This window comes from Xenorhabdus eapokensis (genome assembly GCF_001908105.1).
In genome coordinates, this window is sequence record NZ_MKGQ01000021.1 from 49,306 (window position 1) to 65,562 (window position 16,257).

Sequence of the window (16,257 nt, forward strand, 5' to 3'; positions counted from 1 at the left end):
CTGACCTCAGCGTAGTTGACTAACAACATGCTCATCAGTCATGTTTGATGTAGCGATCGCTTGATAAGCGTACTCATCTTCCAAACTGTCAGGCAGTTCAAATTGAGCAACGGTTTTCACCAATATATCTGCCTTATCTTCAAGGGCAGCAGCGGCCGCAGCAGATTGCTCCACCAATGCAGCATTTTGCTGTGTGACTTGATCCATCTGGCTGACAGCTTGAGCAACCTGATGAATGCCACGGCTCTGTTCATCAGAAGCAGAAGCAATTTCAGCCATTAAATCAGTTACCTGGTTCACCGACCTAACCAGTTCATCCATCGTTTGTCCCGCATTGTTCACTAACTCTGAACCCTGATTAACGCGGTGGACAGATTCATCAATTAAGGTTTTGATTTCTTTTGCCGCTTCGGCACTACGTTGTGCCAGGTCACGTACTTCACCGGCTACTACAGAGAATCCACGCCCTTGTTCACCAGCACGTGCTGCTTCAACAGCAGCATTCAGTGCCAGAATATTGGTCTGGAAAGCGATACCATCAATAACACTAATAATGGCACTGATTTTCTTCGAACTTTTGGCGATTTCATCCATAGTTGCCACAACACTTGTGGTCAGTTCACCACCTTTTGAAGCAGTCTGGGATGCCGATATCGCCAGTTCGCTGGCTTGACGCGCATTTTCTGCGTTCTGTTTAACGGTAACCGTCAACTCTTCCATACTGGCAGCCGTTTCTTCCAGTGATGCTGCCTGTTGCTCTGTACGTGAAGATAAATCCGTATTGCCCTGAGTGATCTCTTGAATGCCAGAATACATCTGGTTGGTATTTTCGCGCACAGCGGCAATGGATTTGATTAATGATGCCTGCATATCACGCAGTTTTCGGAAAATATCACCAATTTCATCATTGGTGAACACAGCAATTTCTTTATCTAAACGCCCTTCGGCTACATCCTGGAAACAAGTCCCCATATTCGAAAATGGTCTGAGCAAGTTACGTTTTAGCCACCAATTAGCCGCTACCGAAACCACAAATACCATTAAAACAGCGCCAAAAAACATGGCAATGGACACTTTGTAGTAAAATTGCCCTTCAGAAACTGCTGAGTTAATGTTATCGCCGAGAAATTGCATATAGTTGTTAAATGCAATTTCCATCTTACGCTGGTAATCTTCTGTAGGCTGATCAAGAAAAGCCTGAAAATGACCTTCATAAAGATAAGTTTTTAGCTCTTTTAATGCGTTGATATATTCTTGATAAGCGTGTTCAACCGCAGTCAATAAAACTGCACCATGATCAGTTTGTTCCATCCGAGGTAATGAACTGAATTTGGCAAAATTCCGGTCTGCGTCATTTATTGAGCTTTTGAGTAACGCCTCCATTATTTCTATCTGCGTTTGTGGTTGCCCCACTTTGTGGGCAATTGCGATTTTGTTCAGAGTGTTACGCGTTTGCAACAATGCCGACCAACTCAAACTAAGGGTATCTCTCCGTTGAGTTCCCAGATCAATTCTTTCGATATATGTCTGGTCTGTATGAATTATTCCCAAAGACAAACCACTCGAAATAATTTGCATAACACAAAACATCATCAGTAACAGATACAAACTGGTTGATATGCGAAGCTTGCCTAACATGTAATCACCTCGTTTAACGGCTGCATTATGCAGCCGTGGTTATCGCTATTATTTTTTTAGAATGTTTCCCAATTAGAGGGGTCTTCCACATTACTGTCTTTCTTCAGCACGGGAGGATTTGTTTTATTAGCTGGAGGAGTCGACGATTTTGTCGCCGATAAAACTTCGTGTTTTCTTTTCTCAGGCTGCTTCCTTTCTGCCTGCTCCGGTAACTGGAACATCGCAACCGCTTTGGTTAATATTTTGGCCTGCTCTTCCAATGCCGCCGCCGCCGCAGCAGACTGCTCAACCAATGACGCATTTTGTTGTGTGACTCTGTCCATTTCGGAAATAGCAACACCAACTTGCGTAATCCCTCTGCTTTGTTCATCAGAAGCCGATGCAATTTCCCCCATAATGTCAGTCACGCGGGTAACAGAATCGACAATTTTATGCATGGTTTCACCCGCGCTTTCTACCTGCATAGAGCCAGTATCTGTACGATTTACAGAATCTTCGATCAATGCCTTGATCTCTTTAGCCGCTTCTGCACTGCGCTGTGCCAGATTACGCACTTCACCAGCAACCACGGCAAAACCACGGCCATGCTCACCGGCACGGGCAGCTTCTACGGCAGCGTTGAGGGCGAGAATATTGGTTTGAAAAGCAATGGCATCAATTACGCCTGTGATATCAGAGATCTTGCGAGAACTGTCTGCAATTTCGTGCATGGTCTGAACGACATTAGCCACCACTTTCCCTCCCTGACGGGCGATCTCAGAGGCGTTGTCAGCCAAGTTACTGGCTTGACGAGCATTGTCAGCATTCTGTTTGACTGTCGCCGTTAACTGTTCCATGCTGGCAGCCGTTTCTTCCAACGAAGCGACTTGCTGTTCAGTACGAGAAGAAAGATCGTTGTTCCCCGCAGCGATTTCGCTCGTGCCGGTATAGATGGTTTCGGTACTTTGATGGACACTTCTGACCGTATTGATCAGTTCTTCCTGCATGTGTTTCAAGCCAACGGCTAACATGCCCATTTCATTATTGCCAGTTACTGTGATCGCCTGAGTCAAGTCCCCTCTTGAGAAGGACCTGATATTATCCAGCAGTTTGTGCAGCGGATCGATCAATGCCTTACGTAAGCCAATCCAGCTTATCACTATGACCACAGCCAGCAGAGTCATCACAAGGATCAATGAAACAACGATATTGTTGTAAGCTTTATCAGCTTCTAATAATACCTGATCATAGAATTTTGAGCTTTCGGATAGATAAAAGTTAAATTCCACATTAAACGCGTTCTGATAATCTGTCGTTTTCTGGAGGAAAAACTCTTCAAACCTGTCATGCGCTAGCATGTTAACTAACTCTTTAAGCGCATTAAGGTAATCGTTATGGGTATGTTTCAAACGCTGCAAATGTTCTTGATCATAAAAAGACAATTTTTCAGTCTGTTCATATTTTTCGAAGAGTCGTTCAGCACGGGCAATATTAGCCTTGGCTTCTGCCAGAGCGTCATCAACTTTATAACTACCTTCAACACCGCGATTTTTCATCACATACATGATGCCAACACGGTTTATGTTATTACGGGCTTGCAGCAGGTTAACCCAGCTCTCATCCAGATAGATTTGCCGCTCTCGCATTTTATCTATTAATTCAAAGGCTTGTATGTCATTCTTCAACCCTTTGAAGAACAATCCCCCGGAGATAAGTTGCAAAGCACCAAACAATATGATGACTGAGATTAATCCCGTCACTATTTTCATTCGGTTAAACATAACTTCCCTTTTTTTTACTAAATTTCTATGTCGATTTTTAGAATTACAGATAGTTATCGGCACACTTAAAGGGAACTTTACGCATAATTCTAAAAATTGATTTTTTGCGGCATTTTTTTGATCTAGCACAAAGGGGCTACTGTTTTTTATTGCAGTAGCCCCAAAACAGCAATCTTTAATCAACCTTTGGCAACTGAATCAACCAATGCCATTTCTTCACTATTGAGAAGCTTTTCGATATCAACCAGAATCAGCATTCGTTCATCAATAGAACCCAGCCCTGTCAGGTATTCTGTTGACAAAGTCACCGCAAATTCTGGCGCCGGACAAATTTGATCTTCTTTCAAGGACAGCACGTCAGACACACCATCAACCACAATCCCGACAACACGGTTAAGCAAATTCAGAACAATCACAACCGTATTGTCGTTATAGGTGACATCTTCCTGTGAGAACTTGATCCTCAAATCAATAATAGGAACGATGACCCCACGCAGGTTGGTGATCCCCTTTATAAAAGCAGGCGTGTTTGCAATGCGGGTAACTTGGTCATAACCACGAATTTCCTGCACTTTTAATATCTCAATTCCATACTCTTCATCACCCAAGGTGAAAACCAGATATTCCTTTCCGGTCGTTTCCCCCGATAATTTACTCAATTCTTCTATGGCTGACATGATGTTACCTTTTAATGTGAAATGTTTTACGCTGAGCCAATTGTTCGTGGTTAAGTTTTTGCAAAGCAGGAATATCAATGATGAGCGCAACGCTACCATCCCCCATAATGGTGGCCGCTGAAATACCCGGTACTTTGCGGTAATTGCTCTCAATATTTTTAACAACAACTTGATGTTGCCCCACCAGTTTATCTACCAGCAAGGCATAACGGCGTCCGGCACTTTGCACAATAACAGCAATGCCTTTCGTTGGATCAGTGATTCCATTAGGGATATCGAATATGTGATACAGTTCAAGCAGAGGTAAATATTCTCCACGTACCAGCAATAGTTTTTCATCGCCCGCCAGCGGATAAATATCTTCCTCTTGTGGTTGCAATGAACTCACTACCGCACTCAGTGGCAGGATGAAAACTTCGTCATTAACTCTGACTGACATGCCATCCAGTATCGCTAATGTCAGTGGCAGCAAAATGCGAATGACGGTTCCCTTTTCTGCCTGGAAGTTAATCTGAATTTGCCCGCCCATATCTTGAATATTGCGCTTGACCACATCCATACCAACACCACGGCCAGAGACATCAGTGACCACTTCTGCGGTAGAGAAACCGGGAGCAAAAATCAGCATAGCCACTTCTTCATTGCTCATATTTTCACTGACGCTTAAGCCCTGAGATTGTGCTTTTGCCAAAATTTTCTCACGGTTCAGACCCGCACCATCATCAATGACTTCAATACAGATATTTCCACCTTGATGCTCGGCGGATAAAGTCAAATTACCGGTTTCTGGTTTACCCGCTGCAAGGCGTTTTTCCGGACTTTCGATACCATGATCAAGACTATTACGTACCAAATGTGTGAGAGGATCGATAATCCGTTCAATCAGACTTTTATCCAGTTCTGTCGAACTGCCAATGAGTGTCAATTCCACTTTTTTATTGAGTTTTCCAGCCAAATCCCGCACTAAACGCGGGTAACGGCTAAAAACATATTCCATCGGCATCATGCGAATTGACATGACAGATTCTTGCAAGTCACGGGAATTTCGCTGCAATTGCGCCATACAACTCAACAATTCACTGTGTTTGGTCGGCTCCAGACCGTTACAATGTTGAGCCAACATAGATTGGGTAATGACCAATTCACCCACTAAATTGATAAGCTGATCAACCTTTTCAACCGCAACACGAATACTGGATGATTCCGCACGTTGGCGTGGTGATCCGGCCGCTGGGCGGGGTGCCGGACGCCCAACTTCACGTACATCTGTTTTTTTTGCAGCATCAGTCGACTCTGGATCAGTTGTCATTGTCGTATTTGTTGCTGCGGCGGTCTCTTTTGCTGAATTATTGTCTATTGCGATATTTTCTGCCGATACCTTCACCGTATCTGTTGTGACTACAGTATCTTGTTCTGTTTCAGTGCCCGCATCTTCTGACTGAGATTCATTTGTTGGTAAAAAAGTGATTTGCTCAGGCTCAATCACAAAGCACAATACAGCCGTAATATCATCTTCTGTCGCAGATGTGATCAATGAAACTTCAAGACTATTCGTCGTCTGTTCTACATCATCAATTTCACCAAGATGCCCCAATTCATCCTTCATTAAACTGACTTCGCGTTCTTTCAATCCAGATAAATGAACACGTATCCGCCCATGATTGAATTTGTCTGTTGGAGAATGTCTCTTTTCTGGCTGATGTGCTTCGGACTGAGCCGATGCTACTGCCTGTTTTTCCTCAACTTCATTTGCAACATTTTCCATCACAAATTCAGCCTGAATCTCAGGTGGCGCTGCAAAAAATTCCTCCTGCTGCCCTTGCTGTAGTTCTAATGCAAGCTGACGCAGTGTCTCGCAGATATAATTGAATGTGTCTTCATCCGGCTCCTGAGAACTTTTATAGGCATCCAATTGTTGCTGCATAATATCTTTCGCTTCTAAAAACAGGTTGATAATGTCAATGGTCAAACGTATTTCATCACGTCTGGCGCTATCGAGCAGATTTTCCAAAACATGTGTAGTCTGTTGCAGCTTGGTAAAACCAAAAGTCGCAGCGCCTCCCTTAATGGAGTGAGCGCTGCGAAATATTGCGTTTAACTGCTCATGATCAGGCTCATCGGCATCAAGCAACAATAAATGCTGCTCCATATCAGCCAATAATTCATCTGCTTCATCAAAGAAAGTTTGATAAAACGCGGTAATATCCATCGTTACTTACTCTGTCATCTTATTATCACTTGGCGGTTCAACCGATGGTTGTTCCGATTTTGTGATTTCATGTTTTATGATCACATGGGATTGTTCGGTGGGTTGCTGAGCAGCCGCTCCCTCATTGGAATCCATTCTGATGACTTCTTGCATATCCATACTATTGTTAGCGGTCATGGCGTTACCGCCACTGTTTTCCTGCTCAATCCTTTTTTCTGCATCTTTATTTAATACAATAATGCTGATACGACGGTTAACCGGCGCATTAGGATCGATATCTTTCTGCATGCTCACAGTTGATGCCATACCCACAACTCGCAGGACTTTAGCTTCATCCAGGCCACCTATCAGCAATTCACGCCTTGATGCATTGGCACGATCAGAAGAAAGTTCCCAATTACTGTAACCCCGCTGACCGTTGGCATACTGTAAATTATCGGTATGACCAGATAGACTGAGTTTGTTAGGAATATCGTTCAAGATCGGCGCAATTGCTCGCAAGATATCGCTCATGTGACTTTCAACCTTTGAACTGCCAATCATAAACATCGGGCGATTTTCTCGATCGATAATCTGAATACGTAAACCTTCATCCATCATGTCAATCAATAAGTGAGGACGCAGTTCTTTAAGGCGAGGATCGGTAATAATCAACTGGTCAAGTTGCTGGCGTAATCGATTTAAGCGACGAGTTTCTTCTTTAGTTTCAACTACATTAGATTGACGGAAAACTTCCCCATCCTGTTGGAAAATATCATCCCCTCCCCCAGGGATCGGGTTGGTGCTATCGCTGCTTTTCTGTCCCTGATTGATCGCTACTTGCAAAGGGGTACGGAAATACTCTGCAATACTGGTCAATTCTTGTGGACTCGCTATTGATATCAACCACATAACCAAAAAGAAGGCCATCATTGCAGTCATAAAATCAGCATAAGCAATCTTCCATGATCCGCCGGCATGGTTTGAATCATGTTTTTTACGCTTTTTTATTCTGACGACAGAAACATTATTCGCTCTCATAATTATTCTTCAACTTCTTGTTGTACAGGAGATTTAACCCGACGAACATGTTCTTCCAGTTCTGTGAATGAAGGACGATCTGTGAGGAATAACGTTTTACGACCGAATTCAACTGCAATTTGTGGTGCATAACCATGCAAACTGGATAGCAGTGTCACTTTAATGCATTGCATCATTTTGACTTGCTCACTGCTGCGTTGACGAAGGAGTGTGGCCAGAGGGGAAACAAAACCATAAGACAATAAGATCCCAAGGAATGTCCCCACCATTGCGTGAGCAATCAACGCACCTAATTCTCCTGCCGGACGATCCGCAGATCCCAGTGCATGGACGACGCCCATGACAGCCGCAACAATCCCGAATGCAGGTAATGAATCCCCTACTGCTGCCAAACTAGTCGCTGGTACTTCACTTTCCTGTTCGTAAGTCTCAATTTCTTCATCCATCAAGGCTTCAATTTCATGAGGATTCATGTTACCGCTGATGATAAGGCGCATATAATCAGTAATAAAATTCATCAGATATTGATCTTTTAACAAACGGGGATACTGCGTAAAAATGTCACTTTGGTGTGGATTTTCAATATCCCGCTCCAAAGCCAGCAACCCATTCTGGCGAGATTTGGACAACAGACGAAACTGCAACGCCATAAGATCCATATACATTGATTTATTGTATTTTGATCTGCGCAATACTTTTGGTAAAACACGCAGTGTTGCCTTTATCGCCTTGCCATTATTGCCCACGATAAAAGCGCCAATTCCCGCACCTGCAATAATCAAAAATTCCGCCGGCTGATAAAGTGCGCCCATGTGACCACCGACAAGCAGGTAGCCACCAATTACCGCACCAAAAACCACGATATATCCTAAAAGTACTAACACGCGATATCCTTTAGCTAAGTTGGTGAGCAGATGGGATCTGAACAGAGAGAATTGATAAATGAAGAAGAGTGTGATGACAGGTTACAGTGTTTATAATCAAACCCGTAACCTGAATTTTACTTTTCCATTTAAATTCACATAGCTTGCTGAGCAAATCCATCCAGCAGTTGTGAATTAGTATCGGCAAGTTGAGAGGAAAGTTTACGTTTTTTTACTGCCCGTGAAGGGGGCTGACAAAGACTACAAACAAAGCTATTTACTGGCTGATGAGCGTGTGTAATAAAAGTTCCACCACAGCAGCGACACTGTGTTGGCTGTAACATTCCGCTGTCGACAAAACGAACCAATGTCCAAGCTCTGGTTAATGCCAGAACAGGCCCTTCTTCACTCTCCGGAGGACATTGCTCAAGATATAGACGATAAGCTTTGACAACAGCCTCTACGCCTTCACAATGTCCACTTTTCAACAGAAAACGGTAAGCATTGTAGAACATTGACGAATGAATATTCTGTTCCCAAGTCATAAACCAATCCGTCGAAAAGGGGAGCATCCCTTTAGGCGGAGGGCTTCCCCGCAACTCTTTATACAACCGGATCAATCGGCCTCTGCTTAGTTGTGTTTCACTTTCAAGCATCTGCAATCTCGCGCCTAAAGTGATGAGTTCCATTGCCAACTGAATATCTTTCGCTTCCTGAACAATACTTTTTTCAGCCATCTTTACGCTCTTTTCTTGATTGATGTGTCATCCTGGGCGGATAACTGCTGAAAAAGATGAGTAGACAGTAAGATACCTGTATGAATTTGTTGCAGATCGTCCACCCGCGATTCTTTAGTTAACTGCTGTACGGTTTCGTGGTCTTCAAACCGAAAATGGCAAATCAGTTGGTTTGTTTCAGCTAATTTTACTAACTGAGGCAATGTCAGCTCGGCCAACGTATCAGCCATCGATTCACTAATACCTAAACGGAACATCGCAGATGCTTTCTCATGGTTAATTAGCCGTTGTGCCAAAAGCAAATACGATAAATTTATGTCATAAATATGTTTGAGCAATTCAGCCGTACTCATTTCTATATATCCCGTCCGATTACATGAAAAAATCAAATTAAGTGATCAAAGAATCACTCACGACAAAATTACCAGTAGCATGAGATTCAATAATCTCCGACATAACTGAAATATACATCTTTAGCCAGAGCAGTAACTGTCCTTTGTATTACTCTTGGGATCGCCCAATTTCTAAAATATTTCGGTAATGGGTTGTAAAAGTATTATTGCGTCATCTGGGTAATGCACTTGCCACAATTGATTAAGAATATTCTTAATGCTAATTAACTTTACTCCTGAATCATCAACTTATACAACGGAGAATATATGTCATTTTAAATACTATGTGATCCAGATCACAAAACTGGTGCTTTTTATTATGATTCTAGCTCATTAACTATTCAAGCAATAAAAAACGAGAAATAGTCTACAATTAATAAGTTAAATTATTTAAATAAAAATATTAGGGAAAGTTTTTGGTTTTATACGATCTATTAAACTTATAAATCCAAAATAACGATAAAAAATCCTTCCTTTAGTTAAATTATCAATATTCTAATAATGTTTGCTTCTTGATAATGTAGCTAGATGCCCATCTTCCACTATAACTTGATTTAGATCATAGTCATGCCAAATTTATTAATTAAATGTGAATACTAGTTATTGAAAAGCTATCAGTATGATCATTTTTAGTTTATGATCGCACTATTTTCAAGCAGAATAAAAAACGCACACACCCCCACTTAGAGTACAAACATCACACAGATCACAAAAATAAGATAAAATACAGTATGATATTGAAATAAAAAAACATCTGTATCTCTATCCCTCATAAACTCAACTAGCAAGGCTTTGCTAATTAAACAAAATTCAATCCTCTCCGCAATCTATCAAGGATATTTTCCTTCAGCATAATCAATAAATTTCTCTAAACCAAACAAATACATATATTACCTGCTTGTGACATAAATTTAACTGAGCACCTCCTGCTGATTATTTCCCCTCTTCAGCCAGCTCACGCGCACAAAAAGTAAGAGAAATTAATCAATAATTTTAGCCCCAACAACATAAATGATAAGAATGGCAAATGTTTTGTGAGGCTTTTCAGTACAAGCAAATTAGCAGTTAAATTTTCAAATAAGGTAGCTTATTGATTAAAAATTAATTTGCTTAAATAACAAAAAATATAAATATAAAATAATTCCCAAATGCAAACTTGGCAACAATATCTTATTACATAAAATCCAATTAAAAGACGAATAGACAATTAGAATAAAAACAAATAAAGCCAAATGTAAAAACAGATATAAAAAGAAAGTCACCCTATTTAACATTGGAATAAAATGGTAATAGATAGATTAATTCGACGTTTCAAATAAAAAAAATAACAGGTAAATGTAACGCTATTACTTCCTTAAATTCATTTGTATTGTGATAGGCAGTTCATGTTTAAAGAATAACATCAAGACCTATTCTAAATATCGGCAAAAAATTCATCATAACGAGAGCTATCATGCCATGTACTCCGTATGGATTACTCCCTTAACCCACACAAAATAAGGTATTAATTAATGAGAATTATTTACAACCAACCACTAAATCGATGAATGTAAAACCGCTTCATCATTTGAACAACGACACAGTAGCTTATTAATGTTCCAATTAACCACGGAAAATATTCCCACGGTAGTGGTTGTAACCCAATTAGGTTACCAAATGCAGAGAATGGAATGTAAACACCAAGTACCATTATTATTAGTGTCATTAATAAAACAGGGAATGCAGCCGTACTTTGTACAAAAGGAATTTTTTGTGTGCGCAACATATGTACAACCAAGGTTTGTGATAGTAATCCTTCCACAAACCATCCAGATTGAAATAATGTTTGATGTTCTATACTGTTAGCTGCTAATACATACCACATCACAGCGTAAGTCGTAATGTCGAAGATAGATGAAGTAGGACCAATCCAGAGCATAAAACGTCCTATATTCTTTGCATCCCATTTACGAGGTTTTTTCAGAAACTCCTTATCCATTTTGTCCCACGGCAAAGACAACTGAGAAATGTCGTACATTAGGTTTTGTACAAGCAAATGAATGGCTAACATCGGTAAAAATGGAATAAATGCACTGGCAACCAATACCGAAAATACATTTCCAAAATTTGAACTAGCCGTCATATTTAAATACTTGATGATATTCCCAAACGTTTCCCTTCCCTTAATTACTCCCTCCTCTAACACCATCAAATTTTTCTCAAGCAGAATGATATCTGCTGACTCTTTTGCGATATCCATCCCTGTATCAACTGAAATTCCAACATCGGCATCCCGTAATGCTGGCGCATCATTTATTCCATCACCAAGAAAACCAACAGTATGTCCGTTATTTTGCAATGATTTTAAAATACGTGATTTTTGCAGAGGAGTTAACTTACAAAAGACTGATCTTAATTCCACTTCTTTTGAAAGGTTTTCATCACTCATTAGCTCAATGTCAGAGCCAATAAGAATATTGCCAGAATCTAAATCCACATCTCGACAAATTTTAGCTGTAATAACAGGATTATCTCCGGTAAACACCTTAATTAAAACACCATTTTCCCTTAATGCCGCAATTGCCATTACAGCACTTTCTTTTGGTGGATCTAAAAATGTTAATAAACCTTGTAACACCATCTCCTTTTCATCAGCAACAGAAAGTGGATGTTTCACTTCATCATGACTTAACTCGCGAGTCGCTAAGATTAACACTCTGAAACCTTGTTCGTTATAACTGCTAACTAATTCCATTAGATTGTTGCGGCTTTCTTCAGTGAGAGGAATAATTTTCTCTTTTATCCTTATATAGGAGCAAACTGATAACATTTCCTCTGCGGCTCCTTTGCAAACTAATTGATAGTGATTAGACAAATTCTGTATAGAAATTGACAATCTACGCCTAACAAAATCAAAAGGTAACTCATCAATTTTTCTGTAGCTGTGAAGGAAATCAAGGTCTGAATTATCACATCCATACCTAATAATGGCTTGATCCATTACGTTTTTAGTACCGCTTTGATGAAAGCTATTTAGCCAGGCCCAGTGAAGGACAGAAGCATCTTCCTTGCCTTCTGTATCTAAATAGTGCTGGAGAATAATTTTATCCTGAGTCAGTGTTCCTGTCTTATCCGTACATAATATATCCATTGCACCAAAGTTCTGTATTGCATTGAGTCGTTTGACAATGACTTTTTTCTTTGACATAGCAATAGCACCCTTTGCCAAATTAGAACTGACAATCATGGGCAGCATTTCAGGTGTTAAACCAACAGCAACCGCCAGTGCAAACAATGCGGCATCAAGCCAATCTCCTTTTGTTAATCCATTGATTAAAAATACAATTGGTGCCATAACCAACATAAAACGGATCAACAGCCAGCTAACGCTATTAACGCCGTGATCAAATGCAGTTTGCGCGCGCGTTCCTACAATAGATTTTGCCAGTGAACCAAAATATGTTTGCTTTCCTGTCGCCACAACCACCGCAGTCGCGGTACCACTAGTGACATTGGTTCCCATTAAGCCAATATTAGAAAGTTCAAGTAACTCTGTTTCAGTGATATTATCAGGACGAGCTGTCTTGGCACTCACATGAGCCATCGTGTCATATTTTTCAACAGGGATCGCTTCCCCCGTCAAAATTGCCTGGCTGATAAATAAATCTCTGGATTCAATTAAGTACAGATCTGCTGGGATCATGTCTCCGGCAGATAAATAAACAATATCTCCCGGAACCAGGTACTTGATTGGAATTTCTTTTTTCTGTGGTTTGGTATTACCAGAAGGACGTCTCAAAACGGTTGCTGTTGTATTCACCATTGATTTCAAGGCTTCCGATGCCTTATTTGTTCGATATTCCTGCCAAAACCGAAGTGTTCCACTTAATGTAACCATTATCAGAATAATAATAACACTCGTAAGCTCTGTTTCTTCTCCGTTGAATGATGGCAACAAATATTCAGTACAAAAACTGATTGCAGCTAGTATTAGCAATACATAGATAAACGGATTGTGGAAAGCAGTAATCAGTTGTATCAAAGCATGAGGTGTTTTTTCATGTGCAACTTCATTAATGCCATACTGCCCTAAACGCTCTACACCATCATAATCAGTTAAACCCCATGTACTACCGTTAAGATCAGTAAGGATATGTTCAAGGCTTTGATTAGCTCGTTTCGCGACGATAAATTCTTTTTCCTTGAAAAAATTGGCGGATATATTCGTGTATTTCTCAGTCATAACGCTTTCTCTATATTCAATTTGCAATAGCAACCATCCCTTTTAGCAAGGGATAATTTCCATATAAAATTTTTATGCGCTGCCTACTGAGAAACAACATTACTCCATAGGCAACACCTTATTCAGTGTGGGAGATGGGGGAACATCGTCCATATAGACTCCTTACAATAAAAACTGATTGAATTAACGATAAAAAAATATTCTAAGCGGGTAGTTCAGCCGCAATTTTCCAATTAACGGAAGTGACACTTTTTTCCAAACTTACCCGGCAAACAATCGATTCGATTTCTCTTTGATCCGCTGGCGTTGCCAATATTTCCGCACAAACCTCAAGCCTGCCTGGCTGAATAGCATCTGCACTACTCAATGATTGCAATCTGACACCTAACCCATTGAGTGCTTGTAAAATCAACGTTCTTACCAAAATTTCATCATTGATGTCGCAAGTAATATGGATCTTATAGCGTTGTTCCAGATCTATGGCTTGCTGATGTGGCTGAGTATTAATTTGTTGCGCGATCTCCCGTAGTAAAATGTTTGCACAGAGAATAATTGCTGTAGCAATACCAGCCGCCCAGTATTGCCCTATGCCACATAACTCCCCTATGCCCGCTGAACACCATAATGTCGCTGCTGTATTTAAACCACGGATGCTCATTCCCTGACGCATAATCACACCCGCGCCAAGAAAACCAACTCCAGAGATAATTTGTGCAGCAATACGATCAGGATTTCCCTCAGAAGCGTTCATTGCAGTAACCATGAAAAGTGCAGCACCTGTTGATACCAAAGCGTTGGTTCTTAATCCTGCCATACGCTGACGCCACTGACGTTCAGCGCCAATCAAGGCTCCAAAACACAGCGCGGATAGTAAGTGCATTGCGATAGATGTTAACAACATGAGATTCTCCATAACATCAACTGGATATAAATACTCTAAGTCCCTCAAGTTATTGATTGTAAACTTGATTGATTAGTGCAAACTTGAAATCTGTTAGATACAGAAAATCATGTACATAGAGGCTGGCTCATTTAATTTTATTTACTGAGCTTTTTATTGGTTGCGTTTTTTCATCCGTTATAAAACTAATACGCAAAAAATAGCCTGAAGAGATGATCTCTTCATCGTACACAGGACATTCTGACGACGAATCTTTAATCGATTATTTGTATGTTCCCGGAGGGAATAAGGAGTGAGTATATGACCACATCATGTATACTTCGATATACCTTCAGTTAATCCCTTATTAAGAACTCCAACTCAGTAGATCCTTAATATCGGATAATTTTTCTTCAGGTGGGTACAACTCATGAAGTTAAAGCAGTACCGCCCACCATTTCAGGTAAGCAGCAAATTGAAGGGATATGAACAGCTTACCAGATTATTTTTTTATTTAACCAAAAACTTTGACTGTCCAATTAATCGTTCTCCAATAGTATTTGCGGGGGAGTATAAACAGTTAAAATTAACAAGTAAAGGCCTTGATCAGGCAGATTGTTCTACAAAACAGAAATAATTTTCTGTTTTACTCAGTAAATTTCGTTGAGTGATTTTTTATCAACTAAATAAATAAGCTAAGAAAATTTTAGAATTGAACACAAAAAATGAGGTTCGTTAAATAAATTTAATGGTGCAGAAAAACATAGTGCAAGAAAACAAAAAGCCCGCCACGGCATTCGCGCTGGCGAGCTTAAATAAGGCATAAAGGCAGAAATTAGATAGCAGTCACGTTTGCTGCTGCTGGGCCTTTGGCACCATTTTCAATGGTGAATTCTACGTTCTGGCCTTCAGTTAAGGTTTTGAAACCGTTACCTTGAATGGCAGAGAAATGTACGAATACGTCTTTGCTACCATCAGCTGGAGTGATGAAACCAAAGCCTTTAGATTCGTTGAACCACTTCACTTGACCTTTCATTTTGTCAGACATTTGACTTTCCTATATATCAAAAAAAACTCGCCACCTCGGGCATGTGTTGGCCAGTATCAGCTATTACTTATGGAGGCACTAAGAAGGAAACGGTCAACAAAGGCTACCAGAGGGATAGCACTTACACATAACTCATTAACTCAATATGTCGTACATAAAGTAGGTCTGTTAATCAGGCCAAACGCATTAACGCATGACCGCACGCGAATATCAACCTTTTTATGTATTATCGTTTTAAAAAAAACTCAGACGCTCAATATTAGAACAGAATAACATAATAAACAGGTTTTTTTATAATTTTATTTGATTTATTCAACTTTTTCTTAGTGGGAAAAATATAAGATATTGCTTGCCAACAATAACAATTTGCCAAATAAATTAAGGCAATTGCTATACAGATATAGATTCAGGACATGCTAACCTTAAAAATGCCATAACTTTCAATTCGATCACGATTTTTGCAGCATTTTTTACGACACAATTTCTACAAATAAGTGGGTTAGTATTATGAAAATCATAAAACAGATATTGATTCAGGATCTTGAGCGGATCAACCTTAAAGAGCATCGTGATGGTAAAGTACATTTCAACAGCATTTTTATTCGCCATCATCCCTACCTATGTCTAGCGATGGTGGTTGCCTATGCTTTTCTTGCTATGCTCATGTGGTACGCCCCCTATTTCGGCACCTTGTCTCTTTTTACATTTACTCTAGGGCGTGTTGACGTTTTGTGAGGGGAATTTGAACAGCATGATGATCTGGTATCATTGTCTTCGCGAAAAAACCATTACTCCAGCTCATCATGCCAAG

At 40.3% G+C, this 16,257-nt stretch carries 12 protein-coding genes; 1 reads left to right on the top strand and 11 read right to left on the bottom strand.

The genetic code is table 11. From position 1 onward, the window contains the following. Positions 1-6: 6 nt before the first annotated feature. The 11 genes from Xedl_RS13670 to cspE form a co-directional block, all read right to left on the bottom strand. Complete coding sequence (locus tag Xedl_RS13670) at positions 7-1,638, bottom strand: methyl-accepting chemotaxis protein (RefSeq protein ID WP_074024388.1); 1,632 nt, start codon at positions 1,636-1,638, stop codon at positions 7-9. A gap of 56 nt (positions 1,639-1,694) precedes the next feature. Then, positions 1,695-3,398, bottom strand: coding sequence for a methyl-accepting chemotaxis protein (locus Xedl_RS13675; RefSeq protein WP_074024389.1), 1,704 nt, complete (start codon positions 3,396-3,398; stop codon positions 1,695-1,697). Between the two features lie 179 nt (positions 3,399-3,577). After that, on the bottom strand, positions 3,578-4,075 hold the full coding sequence (gene cheW, locus Xedl_RS13680; protein WP_074024390.1) for a chemotaxis protein CheW: 498 nt from the start codon (positions 4,073-4,075) through the stop codon (positions 3,578-3,580). 4 nt (positions 4,076-4,079) lie between these two features. Then, positions 4,080-6,284 (bottom strand): chemotaxis protein CheA, encoded by a 2,205-nt coding sequence (gene cheA, locus Xedl_RS13685; RefSeq protein WP_074024391.1) that lies wholly within the window; start codon positions 6,282-6,284, stop codon positions 4,080-4,082. Positions 6,285-6,290: 6 nt separating this feature from the next. Then, positions 6,291-7,304, bottom strand: coding sequence for a flagellar motor protein MotB (gene motB / locus Xedl_RS13690; RefSeq protein ID WP_074024392.1), 1,014 nt, complete (start codon positions 7,302-7,304; stop codon positions 6,291-6,293). A gap of 2 nt (positions 7,305-7,306) precedes the next feature. Then, positions 7,307-8,188, bottom strand: coding sequence for a flagellar motor stator protein MotA (gene motA / locus Xedl_RS13695; RefSeq protein WP_074024393.1), 882 nt, complete (start codon positions 8,186-8,188; stop codon positions 7,307-7,309). 134 nt (positions 8,189-8,322) lie between these two features. Then, complete coding sequence (gene flhC, locus Xedl_RS13700; RefSeq protein ID WP_074024394.1) at positions 8,323-8,904, bottom strand: flagellar transcriptional regulator FlhC; 582 nt, start codon at positions 8,902-8,904, stop codon at positions 8,323-8,325. 2 nt (positions 8,905-8,906) lie between these two features. After that, positions 8,907-9,257 carry a flagellar transcriptional regulator FlhD gene (flhD, locus tag Xedl_RS13705; RefSeq protein ID WP_074019618.1) on the bottom strand — a complete coding sequence of 117 codons (351 nt, stop codon included), beginning with the start codon at positions 9,255-9,257 and terminating at the stop codon, positions 8,907-8,909. A gap of 1,561 nt (positions 9,258-10,818) precedes the next feature. Further along, entirely contained in the window at positions 10,819-13,518 is a 2,700-nt protein-coding gene (gene mgtA / locus Xedl_RS13710) for a magnesium-translocating P-type ATPase (protein ID WP_074024395.1), read from the bottom strand. A gap of 202 nt (positions 13,519-13,720) precedes the next feature. After that, positions 13,721-14,419 carry an MgtC family protein gene (locus tag Xedl_RS13715; protein WP_074024396.1) on the bottom strand — a complete coding sequence of 233 codons (699 nt, stop codon included), beginning with the start codon at positions 14,417-14,419 and terminating at the stop codon, positions 13,721-13,723. Between the two features lie 814 nt (positions 14,420-15,233). Continuing rightward, positions 15,234-15,446 (bottom strand): transcription antiterminator/RNA stability regulator CspE, encoded by a 213-nt coding sequence (gene cspE / locus Xedl_RS13725; RefSeq protein ID WP_047766586.1) that lies wholly within the window; start codon positions 15,444-15,446, stop codon positions 15,234-15,236. 507 nt (positions 15,447-15,953) lie between these two features. Here cspE and Xedl_RS13730 point away from each other — a divergent pair. Further along, positions 15,954-16,181, top strand: coding sequence for a YlaC family protein (locus Xedl_RS13730; protein WP_422645897.1), 228 nt, complete (start codon positions 15,954-15,956; stop codon positions 16,179-16,181). Positions 16,182-16,257 lie beyond the last annotated feature (76 nt).